This is a genomic window from Capnocytophaga stomatis (assembly GCF_002302635.1).
GTDB classification, from domain to species: Bacteria; Bacteroidota; Bacteroidia; order Flavobacteriales; family Flavobacteriaceae; genus Capnocytophaga; species Capnocytophaga stomatis.
This window is the reverse complement of the sequence record NZ_CP022387.1, coordinates 908,274-924,099: the sequence shown is the minus strand read 5'-3', so window position 1 is coordinate 924,099 and position 15,826 is coordinate 908,274. Positions and strand designations below refer to the sequence as shown.

Sequence of the window (15,826 nt, the reverse complement as noted above, 5' to 3'; positions counted from 1 at the left end):
TGAGAGTTTTATGAAATCAGATAGTTTATACTTTGAAAAACAGAGATTTACTCCTATTTGGGTAGGCGTTCCACTTTTGATATTATGGTCGTATTTTGCTGTTAGGGCATACCAACAAATATTTCTTGGTAAACCTTTTGGAGATTCTCCAATGTCAGATGTGGGTTTGATTCTGTTTAACCTCGTTTTGTTAGTGATTATCTCCGTTTTGTTTGTTCTTAAGCTAAAATTAACAATAACAACAGAGGCTATTCAAGTACAATTTTATCCGATATATACAAGGAGAATTCTTTTTAAGAATGTCCGAAAAGTAGAAATTATTGATTATAAAATGGTAAGTTCGGGTATCAGAGTTAGTTTGAAATATGGTACAGTGTATAGAGTCAGAGGAAATAAAGGACTGTTTATAACATTAAAAAACGGAGAAACTCTCCTAATAGGTATTCAAAATGAAGAGGCTCTTTCTCAAAATGAGATTTTAAAGTCATATTTAGTTGCTAATTAAGAGATATTGAGGGCTTTCGTGTTAATTAATTCGAGAGCCCTTGTTTTGTATAACTAAATGCAGCTTTTTCCATTGTTTGTATTGTCCAAAAGGTAATAAATCGTAACTTTGCGGAGTTCAAATTTTATTTAAAAATCTATAACAAATATGAAACTAAATAAATATATCGACCACACACTTCTAAAAGCAAACGCTACTGTTTCTGAAATAGAAACCCTTTGTAAAGAGGCAATTACGCACGATTTTTTTTCGGTTTGTGTCAATAGCGGATATGTTTCTTACGCCAAAGAATTTCTGAAAGGTACGAACGTAAATGTTTGCAGTGTTGTTGGTTTTCCGCTTGGAGCGATGAGTACGCGTTCCAAAGTGTTTGAAACTGAGCAGGCTATTGCCGATGGAGCTGACGAAGTTGATATGGTAATCAATGTAGGTTGGTTACAATCGGGCGAGGTTGATAAAGTACGTGAGGAAATAGTTCTCATTAAAAAAGCTTGCGGAAACAGAGTGCTGAAAGTTATTTTGGAAACTTGTTATCTGACTGATGATGAGAAGCGTTTGGCTTGCAAATTGTCGGTAGAAGCGGGAGCTGATTTTGTGAAAACTTCCACAGGATTTGGCACAGGGGGAGCAACTCTTTCAGACGTTCAACTTATGAAAGAAGCCGTTGATGGAAAAGCAAAAATAAAGGCTTCGGGCGGAGTTCGTGATTTTAAAACAGCAATGCAATACGTTGATTTAGGAGTGCAACGCATCGGAACGTCCAACGGAATTGCGATTGTAAGCGGAGGAACAGGAACAGGATATTAATCTGATATTGTTAGGAATATGATGATTCGGGAAATTGTTTTATAACGTCCGAATTGTCATATTTCTGTTTTTTTATAATAGAGTGTAGATGAATACAGTAGATGTTATATTGTTGATTTTCTTGGGTTTTGGCTTGATTCGAGGTCTTTGGAGAGGAGTGATTATTGAACTGGCTTCATTGCTCGCCATTGTTTTAGGAATTTACGGAGCGATTCACTTTTCGTTTTACATTGCCGGAATTTTAAATCAACATTTTTCGTTTGATAAATCCACAACTGAAGCTCTTTCATTCGCTTTTACGTTGATATTGATTATGTTGGCTGTGATGTTACTGGCAAAGTTGCTAACCAAAATCGTAGAATCTGTTTCTTTAGGATTTTTTAATAGATTGGCCGGAGGGATTTTCGGCGTTTTGAAAATGGCTGTTATCGCTGGTTCGCTGTTTTTGATGCTTGAAAAAACGTGGCAAATAACCAAATGGATACCCGAAGAAACTCTGTTAAACTCTGTTTTTTATGAGCCTATAAAAAGCATAGGCGAACTGTTTTATAAAAATATTTTCTAAACGGAATTAGTTTTTATTTTGTTAAAAAACATTAATAAAATTTTAAAAAACATTTTTTGTTGGGCATATTTACTAATGTTTTTTGAAAATACTGAATGAATGTATATATTTGCGAAAGTTTTCTGCAAGGAAGAGTAAATTTATTCAGTATGTCGGAAAAATACAGAAAATAATTTTTGGGGAGTAATGTTGTGAGGCGGAGCGGACAGAATTTTTGCGAATTTTCGCAAAACCAAAAGTTAAAGTATGGTACTTCAAAATATATCGCTACGTAAGTGCGTGGCTGCCCTCTCATAAAGGCAACATCTTTCAGAAGGTGCATTATCTTTCCTTATCTTTAAAAATTTTAAGTCTGTTTTGCTTGGCAAGGCTGAATGAAAAAAATGAATTTCAGGCTTTTGTGTGGAAAATTGAAAATGTTTTGAAAAGTAGATAACTTATTCAAATTGAATGATTTAATGTAATGTTGAACTGTTTTTTTAATATAAAAAAATGAAAGAAACGGATATCATAATTATTGGGGCGGGACCCACAGGGCTCTTTGCTGTTTTTGAGGCGGGATTACTCAGATTAAAATGCCACTTGATTGACACATTGCCACAACCGGGTGGACAGTTGGCGGAGTTGTATCCCAAAAAACCAATTTTCGATATTCCTGGTTACCCGAGCGTGGGAGCTGGTGAACTTGTTGATAATTTGATGGAACAAATCAAGCAATTTCAGCCGGAATTTACATTGTCGGAAACAGCGGAAACCATTGATAAGCTTGAAGATGGAACGTTCATAGTTACAACAAACAAAGGAACGAAGGTCAAAGGAAAAGCGGTAGCCATCGCAGGGGGATTGGGAACGTTCGAGCCTCGAAAACCTGAACTTCAGAATATTGCTGATTATGAGGAAAAAGGAGTTGAGTATTTTGTCAGAAATCCGGAGCAGTACGCAGGAAAACGCGTGGTAATTGCAGGTGGAGGAGATTCAGCTTTGGATTGGAGTATTTATCTTGCAAATATCGCTAAATCAGTGACTTTGGTGCATCGACGAAACGAATTTCGTGGAGCTTTGGATTCCGTAGAAAAAGTGAAGGAACTCAAAAACGAAGGAAAAATAAATTTGATTACTCCCAGCGAAGTTGTTGAAATTAAAGGAAATGGAAAGGTAGAGTCGCTCATTTTAGAGAAAGAAGGAGTTCGGCAAGAAATAGAAACCGATTATTTTATTCCGTTGTTCGGGCTTACGCCAAAGTTAGGACCCATTGCCGATTGGGGACTTGAAATTGAAAAGAATGCAATTAAAGTAAATAATGCCCTTGATTATCAAACAAATATAGAGGGGATTTACGCTATTGGAGATATCAATACATACCCCGGAAAATTGAAATTGATTCTTTGCGGATTCCACGAAGCAACGTTGATGTGCCAAAGCATTTACAATCGCTTAAATCCAGGAAAAAAATATGTTCTGAAATATACAACAGTAGCAGGAGTTGACGGTTTTGACGGAAGCCGTAAGGAAGCCGAAAAAGCCGTAGTAAAATCAATAGAATGAGACATTTGAAAAGCATATAGAAATACTAACGAAAGATTAATGAAGATGATGAGAGAAATAAATAAATTTTACTTATTTGCCCTATTATTCACAATAAGTATAACTGCACTACAAGCTCAAACAGATACAATAAGCCCTAAGAGATTGTCACTCAAAGGGAAAGTTAAAAAAATTGAAGATTTTTCCTATTTTTTGGAAGCAAATCCGAAAGGAAAGAGAACCATTGACGGAAAAAGGTACAATATTTACCCTTTCGTTGAGGATTGGAATATTGAGAAAAACGAATCGAAGTACACAAAAACAAACGTTTCATATGAATTTGACAGAACAGGAAAGAACACAAACTCAGTTACTTATTATGCAGAAGGTAACCCGTTCGGGGAAGTTAATTTTGTGTATGATTTAGGAGGTAAGTTAATTAAAAGCCAGACGAATTTCAAAGTTTCCGACGGAGATTTTATAGTCAACAAACAATATGTTTATGACGATAAGAAGCGTTTGGTGAAAATTGACGAGCACGAAGGAGACCAGTTGCTAAAATCGATTGCTTTCACATACGATGATTTGGGCAATTGCATCGGAAGAAGTAAAAAAATAGGCAAATTTTTATCTCTTGAAGATGAAATGCAAAGTCTTGAAAAACAGGAACAAACTTTAGGGCAGGTTCGTATGGAGTATATCAAAAAAGAAACATACAAATACAATAAAGCCAGAAAAGTTACTTTTTCAGAGGAATCTTTCCCCGAGCGAAAAGTATTCTTGAGAACTGAAAATGAGTATAATAAGAAAAACAAGTTAGTTAAGGCAAAATTCCTAAACGAAGAAAATGAGGAGACTATCTGTTCTTACAATTATGATGAAATGGGCAGATTGGTGCAAACTGTCTGCACTGCAAAGGACAATTCCGATTTTTATTTGGAAATGAACGTCCTCTATAAACCATCTGGCAAGGTCGAAACCATAAAAACGAAAACAGATGTGATTTCTAAAAAAGTTTTTGACGAAAACGGATTGCTACAACTTCACAGAACTCCGGAGTTTGACCATAAGTACAGATATTCTTTCGATAGAAAAGGCAATTGGAAAGAAGCTGTGCTTTACGAAAATGGAGTTCCCACTAAAATTAGAGTTCGAAAAATAGAATATTATTAAAAATGAATGATGTTACTCTGAAGATAACAGACCGCGACGGTGTACTACACGAGCTAAAAGCTCCTACGGATATGAATATGAACCTGATGGAGGTAATGAGGGCTTACGAGATTGCTCAAGATGGGGAGATAGGCGTTTGTGGAGGTATGGCAATGTGTGCTTCGTGTCAGTGTTATGTGCAAAATGACGTGTTATTGCCGGAAAAATCTGATGAGGAAGAAGCTATGCTTTTTGAGGCGTATCACGTACAAGAAAATAGCAGATTAGGATGTCAAATCCCTGTAACAGAGGATATAGAAGGTTTGGAAGTGATTTTGGCTCCATATCCGTAGAAATTAAAAGCAATTTGTAGAATTTTGATTTGTTTGAATTCTGTAAATCAGATAAATACAGAAATAATTCTATTTTTATTATTATAGAATGTTTGATATAATCGTCATAGGTGGCGGAGCAGCGGGATTTTTCTCAGCAATCAATTGTGCTGAGAAAAATCCTTTTTTAAAAATAGCCATTCTCGAAAAAGGAAAAGAAGTACTTTCTAAGGTAAAAATCTCAGGTGGAGGACGTTGTAATTTAACGCACGCCGAATTTATTCCTCAGAATTTGGTTAAGAATTATCCAAGAGGAGAAAAAGAGTTGTTGAGTCCTTTCCATCGTTTTATGTGTGGCGATGTGATGGATTGGTTTGAAAGTAGGGGAGTGGCTTTAAAAACAGAAGAAGACGGACGTGTTTTTCCTCTTTCGAACAATTCACAAACGATAATTGATTGTTTTACAAGATTGGTGAAACAGCTTGGTATAGAGTTGTTTACTTCTCAAAACGTGGTTCGATTTTATCAATCAGATGTTGGTTGGAACGTGGAAACGAATACACAAACTTTTTCTGCTAAAAAACTAATTGTAACCACTGGAAGCAACCCGAAAATCTGGAAAATATTGTCAGAATTAGGGCATACGATTGTACCTCCGGTTCCTTCTTTATTTACATTTAATACCTCGGATTTATTTATAAAAGATTTGTCAGGAATTGCAGTCACTTCAAAAGTTTCACTTCGAGATGAAGAGGGTAATTCTTTGAAAATAAAGAATGTAGCTCCTTTGTTGATTACTCATTGGGGATTTAGCGGTCCCGCCATACTGAAACTTTCGGCTTGGGGAGCAAGGATTTTAGCAGAGAAGAATTATAAGTGTATTCTGGAAGTGAATTGGCTTGTGACTGATTCAGAAGAGATTCGTACAGAGGAAGTTATTTCTATATTACAAGAAATAAAACAAAATCACCCTCGAAAAATGCTACAAAACACGACCTTTTTTAATCTCCCTAAACGATTGTGGAACAGATTGTTAGAAAAAGGAGGTGTAAATCCAAATGAGCTTTGGTCGGAAATAAGCAAAGCTCAAATTCGTAATTTAGCACAAACCTTGACCTGCTCTCGGTTTAAGATAGAAGGAAAATCAACTTTTAAAGAAGAATTTGTGACGGCAGGCGGTGTTTCTCTTTCTGAAATTAATTTTAAAACATTTGAAAGTAAGCTGTTTAAAGATTTGTACTTGGCAGGAGAAATCATTGATGTTGACGCTATTACAGGCGGATTTAACTTCCAAAATGCTTGGACGGGCGGTTATTTAATATCTGAATCCATTGGTTGATTTCCGTTATAGTACAAAAAAACAGCCTGAAATTTTATGAAATTTCAGGCTGTTTTTTATTGGAGCAATAGCTTACTTAGCAATATTTACTGCTCTTGTTTCTCGGATAACGGTAATTTTTACTTGTCCCGGATAGGTCATATCCGTCTGGATTTTTTGCGAAAGATTGAATGAAAGCTCTGCTGCTTTGTCATCGCTAACTTTTTCACTTTCAACAATTACACGTAATTCACGTCCCGCTTGAATAGCATAGGCTTTCTTGACTCCTTGGAAAGAAAAAGCAGCATCCTCCAAGTCTTTTAAACGCTGAATGTACGAATCTAACACCTGACGACGAGCTCCCGGTCTTGCCCCGCTAATGGCGTCACAAACCTGAACGATAGGTGAAAGGAGCGAAGTCATTTCAATCTCGTCGTGGTGAGCTCCAATAGCATTGCAAACTTCAGGTTTTTCACCATATTTTTCAGCCCATTCCATACCCAATATTGCGTGAGGTACTTCAGTTTCAACTTGTGGCACTTTTCCGATGTCGTGTAATAATCCTGCACGTTTCGCTAATTTTACGTTTAGCCCTAATTCGGCTGCCATCAATCCGCATAATTTGGCAACTTCGCGCGAGTGCTGGAGCAAATTTTGACCATATGAAGAACGATATTTCATACGCCCGACGCACTTAACCAATTCCGGATGTAGTCCGTGAATTCCTAAATCAATTACGGTACGCTTACCGATTTCTGCGATTTCATCTTCGATTTGCTTTGTTGTTTTTTCTACAACTTCTTCAATACGAGCAGGGTGGATACGTCCGTCTGTTACTAATTTATGTAGTGAAAGTCGTGCAATTTCCCTGCGAACAGCGTCAAAACAAGATAAAATAATCGCCTCAGGGGTGTCATCTACAATAATTTCAACACCGGTGGCAGCTTCCAAAGCACGAATATTTCGACCTTCACGCCCAATGATACGCCCTTTGATATCATCTGACTCTAAGTTGAAAACAGAAACACAATTGTCGATTGCTTCTTCTGTTCCTATTCTTTGTATTGTGTTGATAATTATCTTTTTAGCTTCTTGGCGAGCAGTCAATTTAGCCTCTTCAATGGTACTTTGAATGTAAGCCATTGCATCTGCCTGTGCTTCACTTTTCAGTGAATCTGTAAGTTGTGTTTTTGCTTCCTCTGCCGAAAGTCCGGAGATTAGCTCTAATTGTTTCACTTGGTTTTTGTGCAGACGCTCAATTTCTTCCTGTTTTTTATCAATGTTTTGTAAGCGTTGTTCGGCTTCTTTGTTTTTATTGTCTAAATCTTCTTTAAGACGCTTGTTTTGAGCTAATTCGTTAGAAACTTGTGATTCTTTATCACGAATACGCTTTTCGGCTTCCGCCATTTTTTTGTCCTTACTCGCAATTACTTTTTCGTGTTCGGATTTTAGTTCCAAAAATTTCTCTTTCGCTTGTAAAATCTTATCTTTTTTGATGTTTTCTGCCTCATTTTTTGCGTCTTTTAGCAATGTGCTTGCTTCCGTTTGAGCATTTGTGATGATTTTTGAGGCGTTTTTCTTTTCTAAAACTTTTGCGATTGCAAACCCGATAATTAGTCCGAAAATGGTTGCAACTACAATTCCTAATATAAGTGTCGTCATTTGTTAATAAAAATTATAAATAAAAAAGCCTACATTGATAAGAGTTTTGTAAACTCCTAAAACAGGTTTAGGGCTACTGAGTTGGTCAAGTATCCGTTCTGTGACGGCTCGCTCTAACAACTCCACTTACCCTTTATTAAGTTGTAAATGTTGAGTTTACCAAAAAGTGCAATCAATGTAGGCAGTAATTTTGCTATTCTAAAGAACTTGTTTTGTTTCAAATGATAGAATCTATCATTTTGCTAATATTTTCTAATTTTTCTTTAATTGTTAAATCTTGATTACTTTCATCAATCTTAGCTTGCTCAATTTGTGTAGCCAAAACGATGGTACACATAGCCAAGGCATCTCTTTTATCTTTCAATTCATAGTTTCGTTCAAAATTATGAATCATTTCATTAATTTCTTTTGCAGCCTTTCTGAACCCCTCTTCCTGATGTGGTTCTATGACCAATGGATAAACTCTATCAGCGATAGAAAGCTTTATTTTCAAGGTGTTATCCATTTTTAAATTTTATTTTGAAAGCTGAGCGATGCAAGCGTCAATTTCCCGAATTAAAGCGTTTATTTTTAATTTTGCTTTTGTTTTGTTCTCATTACTGCCGAGAATACTATTTGCAATTTTTGCGGCTTCGTTTTTTTCTTTCCAAACCAAAATCTCATTCTCTAAAATTTCTTTTTCTTGAGTTAGTGTCTCAATAGTTTGGATAAGTTTTTGGTTTTCAGATTTTAACCTATCTACTTTTTCCTTCAAAGAAGTCGCCTTTTCTTCAAGTAACTCCACCAAATTGCTGATATTACTCATTGCAAATTCTTTAATATTCTCTGGTTTGCAAAGTTAAAACAGAAATATGTAAAAAGCAATTTTTTAACAAACTAATTATTTTTTTGAGCTTTTGCTATTAATCAATTGAGTTTTTATTTTTCAAGTAATTGCATAATATTTAAGGCTTTATCTACTGAAGTGATTCGTTCAAAGATGAGCAACAATCGCAGTCCGTTGCGGGTTTCTTTTTCCTGCATTTTGCATCGGTCGGGGAAGCGTTGTACAAATTGCAACACCTTGTGAAAACGTGGACTTTGATAAAACGGACTTTGTTGGTCGGAAATAAAATAGCCTGTCATTTTTCCTTTTTTCATCACTAACTTTTCGATGCCCATTTTGGTCGCAATCCATTTTAGGCGTACGCTATTGAGTAAATCAACGGCTTGCGGAGGCAGTTGCCCGAAGCGGTCAATCAGATTCTTTTCGTAAGTTAATAAATCGGCTTCCGAAGTGATGTTACTCAGTTCATTATAAAGATTTAAGCGTTCGGCAACTCGGTTTATGTATGTGTCGGGGAACAAAAGTTCAAAATCACTGTCGATATGCGTATCACTTAGGTACGATTTGTCTTCTTCTTTGGTTTGATACAAGTCGGAAAATTCGTTTTCTTTTAGCTCCACGATGGCTTCTTGCAGAATTTTCTGATAGGTTTCAAACCCGATTTCGTTGATAAATCCGCTTTGTTCGCCACCGAGTAGGTCGCCCGCTCCTCGTATTTCCAAATCTTTCATAGCGATGTTAAAGCCACTTCCCAAATCGGTGAATTGAGCAACGGCTTGTATACGTTTTCGAGCATCATCGGACATTGCCACAAGCGGAGGCGTGATGAAATAACAAAACGCTTTTTTGTTGCTCCGTCCCACACGCCCACGCATTTGGTGCAGGTCAGAAAGCCCGAAATTATGAGCGTTGTTAATGAAAATGGTATTGGCATTCGGCACGTCCAACCCGCTTTCAATAATGGTTGTGGCAACCAACACATCGTACGCCCCGTCCATAAAGGCAAGCATTGTTTCTTCGAGTTTTTTGCCGTCCATTTGCCCGTGTCCGACAGCGATTTTGGCATCGGGAACCAGCCTTTGCAACATTCCAGCTACTTCGCGGATATTTTCCACCCGATTATTGATGAAAAAAACCTGTCCGCCCCGCTGAATTTCATATAAAACCGCATCGCGAATGATTTCCTCATTAAAATGAATCACTTGACTATCAATAGGATAGCGATTTGGCGGAGGCGTGTTAATAACCGAAAGGTCGCGAGCCGCCATCAAGCTGAATTGAAGCGTACGCGGAATGGGCGTTGCCGTAAGTGTCAGTACGTCAAGGTTTTCTTTTAGCGTTTTGAGTTTGTCTTTTACGCCCACGCCGAATTTCTGCTCTTCATCAACGATTAAAAGCCCTAAGTCCTTGTATTTCACGCTTTCATTTACGATTTGATGCGTACCGATGATGACATCAATCGAACCTTTTGCCAAATCTTCCAAAATTTGTTTTTTTTCTTTGGCTGTACGAAAACGATTCAGATAATCAATCCGTACAGGAAAATCTTTCATTCGGTTACCAAACGTCTGATAATGTTGAAATGCCAGAATGGTAGTTGGCACAAGCACTGCCACTTGCTTGCCGTTATCGACCGCTTTGAAGGCAGCCCGAATGGCAACTTCCGTCTTCCCGAAGCCAACATCGCCACAAACAAGCCTGTCCATCGGTTTTTGGCTTTCCATATCGGCTTTTACTTCGGCGGTGGCCTTGCTTTGGTCGGGCGTGTCCTCGTACAGAAACGAAGCTTCCAATTCGTTTTGCATATAACTGTCGTGAGCAAAGGCAAAACCGCTGGCTTCCTTCCGCTTGGCGTAAAGCTGAATGAGGTTAAAGGCGATTTCTTTTACTTTGGCTTTGGTCTTCTGTTTCAGGGCTTTCCACGCTCCCGAACCCAATTTGTAAATCTTCGGAGGTTTGCCGTCTTTGCCGTTGTACTTGGTGATTTTATGCAGAGAATGAATGCTTACGAAAAGCACATCGCGGTCGCCATAGATGAGCTTGATGGCTTCTTGCATTTTGCCTTCAACTTCAATTTTTTGCAAGCCTGCGAACTTCCCGATGCCGTGGTCGATGTGCGTAACATAGTCGCCAACAGTTAGTTGAGTGAGTTCTTTGAGTGTAATGGCTTGCTTTTTGGCATATCCGTTTTTTAAGTGGAATTTATGATATCGTTCAAAAATCTGATGGTCGGTGAAGACGTTGATTTTGTTGTCCGAATCTACAAATCCGCTGTGGAGCGACAAAATGGCGGTTTGATAATGCACTTTTTGCTCCATTTCCTTGAAAATATCGTCAAAGCGTTTGGCTTGTTGCTCAGTGGAACAAATAATATAGTTAGTGAAACCTTCGGCGTGTTTTTCGTTCAAATAAGCGATGAGAAGTTCAAACTGTTTGTTAAAAGCGGGTTGCGGACTGGTTCTAAACGGAATTGTTTCGGACGGAAACAACGAATTTGCCCCTGAAAATAAACTCTGGAAGGTTTTTATCTGCTCGGTAAGGGTTGAACTTTGGCAGAAGAGCATTTCCGGAGCAAGATGTTTGACTTCTTTTGACATTTTATCGTAAATATCGACTGCTTTTTGAAATAAACGGTCGATTTTTGCCTGAAAAGCGTCAATATCTTTGCCAATGAAAAGCGTTTCTTTTGAGATATATTCAAGAAATGACTGTCGGACTTCCTCACTCTCTTTATTTTCCACATTCGGAATGATAGTAATTTGAGAAAGCTGCCGTGTAGAAAGCTGAGTTTCCACGTCAAAGGTTCGGAGGCTTTCAACTTCATTTCCGAATAATTCAATACGGTAAGGCTCGTTATTGGAGAATGAAAACACGTCCACAATACCGCCACGTACGGAAAATTCTCCGGGTTCGGTAACGAAATCGGTTCGGTTAAAATTGTATGTGAAAAGCATTTCGTTGAGAAAATCCAACGGCAGAGCATCTCCTTTTTTGATTTTTAACGTATTCTTTTCGAGTTGTTTGCGTGTAATTACTTTCTCAAAAAGAGCTTCGGGATAACTCACTACAATCAAGGGCGTTTGCTGTGAGCCTAATCTGTTCAACACTTCGGCACGAAGCAACACATTGGCATTATCCGTGTCCTCAATTTGATACGGGCGTCGGTAACTGTCAGGGAAGAAAATCACGTTTTCATCGCCTAACAAACTTTCCAAATCGTTCAAAAAATAAGCGGCTTCTTCTTTATCGGAAAGCATCACGAATAAATTTCGGTTTGTGTTTTGATAAAGATTGGCAATGATAAAGGATAACGAAGCTCCTGCTAAATGATTAATAGTTAAACAGCGTTCGCCTTTTTCTATTTTTGAAAATAATTGAATGTATGATGTATTCTCAGAAATTTTTTGAAGAATGGGATTCGTTTTCACAAAAATTTTTCTGCAAAATTACTATTTATTTTGGGAATGAACCAAAGTGAAATCGGTTTTTTATTTGAAAAAAGATGAAGAAGGAAAAAAAATGTTGAAATTTCTACATTGAATTTTCTTCGGATTAAGCTCGCTTTTGAAAGGGCTAAAAACCAACAAATTTAAAAAGAATGGTTTCTTTTTTTTGCAGTTCGTGTTTTTTTCTTAACTTAGCCGAAACAAATAGTAACGTAAAAGAAAATGTTTATAGCTTTTGCGTTGTATCATCAAACTTAAATAATTAATTACAATGGGAAAAGGATTTTTTAAAGTGCCGAAAGCTGTAAACGAGCCGGTAAAATCGTATGCGAAAGGAACGCCCGAGCGTGAGGCTGTTCTCAAAGCGTATAAAGAGTTATGGAACAGTACTATAGATGTTCCTCTGTATATTGGAGCGGAACAAATCAGAACTGGCAAAACCAAAAATATGACTGCCCCGCACAATCATAAGCACGTGGTAGGTACATATCATCTTGCGGAGAAACAACACGTGGAGAAGGCAATCGCAACCGCTTTGGAGGCTCGCAAAAAATGGGCAGCCCTTCCTTGGCAAGAGCGTGCTTCCATCTTTTTGAAAGCAGCCGAACTCATCGCGGGACCTTATCGGGCGAAAATCAATGCCGCCACTATGATTGCACAATCAAAAACCATTCATCAGGCGGAGATTGACTCGGCTTGTGAACTTATCGACTTCCTTCGTTTTAATGTGGAATTTATGGCGAATATCTACAACGACCAACCGATATCTACAGACGGGGTTTGGAATCGGGTAGAATATCGTCCGTTAGAGGGATTCGTGTATGCGGTTACGCCTTTTAACTTTACTGCGATTTCGGGTAACCTTCCGGCAAGTGCCGCCCTAATGGGGAACGTAGTAATCTGGAAGCCAAGTAACGCCCAAGTATTTTCAGCAAACGTAATTATGCAAATTTTCAAAGAAGCCGGACTTCCTGACGGGGTAATCAACTTCATCAATGGCGACGCTGCAATGATTACCGAAACATTACTTGCCAGTGCTGACTTCGCCGGAATTCATTTCACGGGATCAACAGGTGTGTTCCAAGACATCTGGAAAAAAATAGGCAATAACATTCACAATTATAAGACCTACCCGAAAATTGTAGGCGAAACCGGAGGGAAAGATTTCATCGTTGCACATCCGTCGGCGATTTCTAAACAAGTGGCGACGGCAATCACACGCGGGGCATTCGAGTTTCAAGGTCAAAAATGTTCGGCAGCATCACGCGTGTATCTTCCCAAATCGAAAGCTGATGAAATTTTAAACTTTGTTAAAGAAGACGTGCTTTCTTTCAAGATGGGTTCTCCGGAGAATATGGAAAACTTCATTACTGCGGTGATTCACGAAAGTTCTTTCGATAAATTGGCAAAATATATCGACCAAGCAAAAAAAGACGCCGATGCTGAGGTTTTCGTTGGGGGCGGTTATGATAAATCGGAAGGATATTTCATTGAGCCTACGGTTATTGTAACTACAAATCCGAAATACGCAACTATGGAAACGGAGCTTTTCGGTCCGGTGGTGACAGTTTATGTTTATGATGACAATAAATGGGAAGAAACACTCAAATTGGTAGATGAAACTTCGGAGTACGCACTTACGGGAGCTGTTTTCTCACAAGACAGATACGCTCTTAGCCAAGCAATAAAGGCGTTGGAAGATGCAGCCGGAAACTTTTACATTAATGACAAGCCAACCGGAGCTGTGGTAGGGCAACAGCCTTTCGGTGGAGCTCGTGCATCGGGGACAAATGACAAAGCAGGTTCTGCTCAGAACTTATTGCGTTGGGTTTCACCTCGATTGATTAAAGAAACCTTCGTTTCTCCTACGGATTATCGTTATCCGTTCTTAGGATAGTCTGTTTACAAATAAATAAATCTTTGCCAAAACTCATTTGGCAAAGATTTATTCTAAAAATATGCAATACAACTTTAAAAAACATCTTCACGACACAGAAAATAACTTACAGAACTTCAAAAAACGATTTCTCAACATAAAAATAGCAGAAATAAAGTGTAAAATCATTTTCTTAACTTGAGAAATGATAAAATGAATTTGATTTACGAAATCTCAACCTGAGAAAATGCAAAATAACATTAAAAGAGCTTTTCTCAATCTGAGATTTCATCAACTGAAACCAATTTGCTATTTCTCAACTTGAGAAATCATAAAATGAATTCAGTTTGCGTTTTCTCAACTTGAGACGAGCTGTTTTAAATATTTTTTAGCTAATTTCTTATCAAAATTCATATCAAAAAGAGTAAAAATACCAGAAATCAGTTTGAAAATATAGTCTCATAAAAGTTATTGACCATTTCTCAATACAAAATGACAATAATTAAACTCAAAAATACTTAATTTTAAAAAAATATATCATTATGAAAAATTATAAATTGACAAGCATTCATCTTTCCGGCTTAAAGAATACGGAATTTGCCCAATTATTGGTGCGTTTTTTTGAAGATTTTGAAACTTCGGGGTTGGATTTGGAAACAGATACGGATTTCAAACGACTTTTTGAGCTTATCAAGTCCAAAAAACCGACCTTTGATGAAGCACTTGACCAAGTTAGAGGTAGCGAAGAGTCTGATAAAATTAAAAAAGCCGATAAAGAAAGAGATAATTTGCTTAAATCACTTCGTTCGGCTACAAACGCCTATAAGTATTCAAATAACCAAAAAGAAAAAGACGCTTTTGCAACCGTTAGTTTACTTCTTTCAGAATATAAGAACGTAGAAAATGACGGGTATGAACAAGCTACTTATCGTTTGTCAAATCTCACCGAGAGATTGCAAAATGAAGAATATAAGGAAGCTGTTAAGGAATTATCTTTGGGTAAATTTGTTGCAAATCTGGCTGAAGCTAATAGAAAATTTAATGAAGTATTTTCTATTCGCTCTTCCAAAGCAATACAAAAACCATCTTACAATGTGAAAGAGCTCAGAAAAGAGCTTACCAATATTTATAAAGATTTAGCGGACTATACTTTTATTTTGGCTCGTATTCGTAATGATGATTTCTTCACAAAAGCACTCGGGGTTATCAATAACGGACGTAAATACTTTGCAGATACAATCATAGCTCGGCGTAATGCTGCCAAAACGAACTCAAAAAAGGATAAAAATAAGCCCGAAGAACAATAAAAGAGCCTATTTTTGATTGAAAATTTGATTTTATATTATTTTTTAAAGGCTTTAATAAGTGAGTTTTAGGTGTATGGTTCTCATTTAATCATTTCACATCACTTATTAAGGCTTTTTCTTTTTTGTTTGGATTTGAATATGTATGTCCTTCGTCAGTTCGAGTGCATTTTATCGAAGTGTAACGTAGATAAAATGTGTATCGAGAACTATTACTCCTCGATACAATTTGTTTCACTTCGTTTCACAAATCACTCGGAATGACGTAGATGAAAAAGATTTTATTTTTTTATAAATCAATATGAAAAATAGTTTTTTTTGTTTGAAATATAATGTATTTGCATCATCTGAAAATATTTTGCCTTTTACATTTACAAGAGAAGATTTTTTCAAAGAGAAATAAGGTAAACTGAACTAAAATCACCTTTTCCCAAAATGGGAAAGAATAAAACAAAACCTACTTCCCGAGAAAAGAAGTAGGTTTTTGTATATATTACTTATAAGCATTG

The 15,826-nt window shown here is 37.2% G+C and carries 13 protein-coding genes and 1 other RNA gene; 9 read left to right on the top strand and 5 right to left on the bottom strand.

All coding sequences use genetic code 11. The features are described 5' to 3' along the window. Positions 1–10 precede the first annotated feature (10 nt). The 7 genes from CGC58_RS04090 to CGC58_RS04055 all read left to right on the top strand — a co-directional run bounded on the left by CGC58_RS04090 (position 11) and on the right by CGC58_RS04055 (position 6,224). Positions 11–505, top strand: a complete 495-nt coding sequence (locus CGC58_RS04090; protein ID WP_095895236.1) for a hypothetical protein — start codon at positions 11–13, stop codon at positions 503–505. Between the two features lie 147 nt (positions 506–652). Next, complete coding sequence (gene deoC / locus CGC58_RS04085; protein ID WP_095895235.1) at positions 653–1,312, top strand: deoxyribose-phosphate aldolase; 660 nt, start codon at positions 653–655, stop codon at positions 1,310–1,312. Between the two features lie 88 nt (positions 1,313–1,400). Continuing rightward, on the top strand, positions 1,401–1,877 hold the full coding sequence (locus CGC58_RS04080) for a CvpA family protein (protein ID WP_095895234.1): 477 nt from the start codon (positions 1,401–1,403) through the stop codon (positions 1,875–1,877). A 492-nt stretch (positions 1,878–2,369) separates the two neighbouring features. After that, positions 2,370–3,422 carry an NAD(P)/FAD-dependent oxidoreductase gene (locus CGC58_RS04070; protein ID WP_095895232.1) on the top strand — a complete coding sequence of 351 codons (1,053 nt, stop codon included), beginning with the start codon at positions 2,370–2,372 and terminating at the stop codon, positions 3,420–3,422. Between the two features lie 45 nt (positions 3,423–3,467). Further along, the gene (locus CGC58_RS04065) at positions 3,468–4,574 is read left to right on the top strand and encodes a sugar-binding protein (protein WP_232748862.1); all 1,107 of its coding nucleotides are present in this window, start codon (positions 3,468–3,470) and stop codon (positions 4,572–4,574) included. 2 nt (positions 4,575–4,576) lie between these two features. Further along, entirely contained in the window at positions 4,577–4,906 is a 330-nt protein-coding gene (locus CGC58_RS04060; RefSeq protein ID WP_095895231.1) for a 2Fe-2S iron-sulfur cluster-binding family protein, read from the top strand. An 88-nt stretch (positions 4,907–4,994) separates the two neighbouring features. Further along, on the top strand, positions 4,995–6,224 hold the full coding sequence (locus CGC58_RS04055; RefSeq protein ID WP_095895230.1) for a BaiN/RdsA family NAD(P)/FAD-dependent oxidoreductase: 1,230 nt from the start codon (positions 4,995–4,997) through the stop codon (positions 6,222–6,224). 72 nt (positions 6,225–6,296) lie between these two features. On the opposite strand, the gene rny is transcribed toward CGC58_RS04055, so the two are convergent. The 5 genes from rny to mfd form a co-directional block, all read right to left on the bottom strand. Further along, a complete protein-coding gene (gene rny, locus CGC58_RS04050; protein WP_095895229.1) occupies positions 6,297–7,865 on the bottom strand; it encodes a ribonuclease Y in 1,569 nt (522 codons plus the stop codon). 50 nt (positions 7,866–7,915) lie between these two features. Then, a non-coding RNA gene (ssrS, locus tag CGC58_RS04045) (6S RNA) lies at positions 7,916–8,021 on the bottom strand. A gap of 61 nt (positions 8,022–8,082) precedes the next feature. Then, positions 8,083–8,370 carry a cell division protein ZapA gene (locus CGC58_RS04040; RefSeq protein WP_095895228.1) on the bottom strand — a complete coding sequence of 96 codons (288 nt, stop codon included), beginning with the start codon at positions 8,368–8,370 and terminating at the stop codon, positions 8,083–8,085. A gap of 9 nt (positions 8,371–8,379) precedes the next feature. Beyond that, the gene (locus CGC58_RS04035) at positions 8,380–8,670 is read right to left on the bottom strand and encodes a hypothetical protein (RefSeq protein WP_095895227.1); all 291 of its coding nucleotides are present in this window, start codon (positions 8,668–8,670) and stop codon (positions 8,380–8,382) included. A 113-nt stretch (positions 8,671–8,783) separates the two neighbouring features. Then, positions 8,784–12,071: a transcription-repair coupling factor gene (gene mfd / locus CGC58_RS04030; protein ID WP_394336610.1), complete on the bottom strand. Its 3,288-nt coding sequence runs from the start codon at positions 12,069–12,071 to the stop codon at positions 8,784–8,786. 337 nt (positions 12,072–12,408) lie between these two features. Between mfd and pruA the strand changes: the two genes are divergently transcribed. Both pruA and CGC58_RS04020 read left to right on the top strand, forming a co-directional pair. Next, positions 12,409–14,034: an L-glutamate gamma-semialdehyde dehydrogenase gene (gene pruA / locus CGC58_RS04025; RefSeq protein WP_095895226.1), complete on the top strand. Its 1,626-nt coding sequence runs from the start codon at positions 12,409–12,411 to the stop codon at positions 14,032–14,034. A 521-nt stretch (positions 14,035–14,555) separates the two neighbouring features. Next, positions 14,556–15,320 (top strand): DUF6261 family protein, encoded by a 765-nt coding sequence (locus CGC58_RS04020; protein ID WP_095895225.1) that lies wholly within the window; start codon positions 14,556–14,558, stop codon positions 15,318–15,320. The last annotated feature ends 506 nt before the right edge of the window (positions 15,321–15,826 follow it).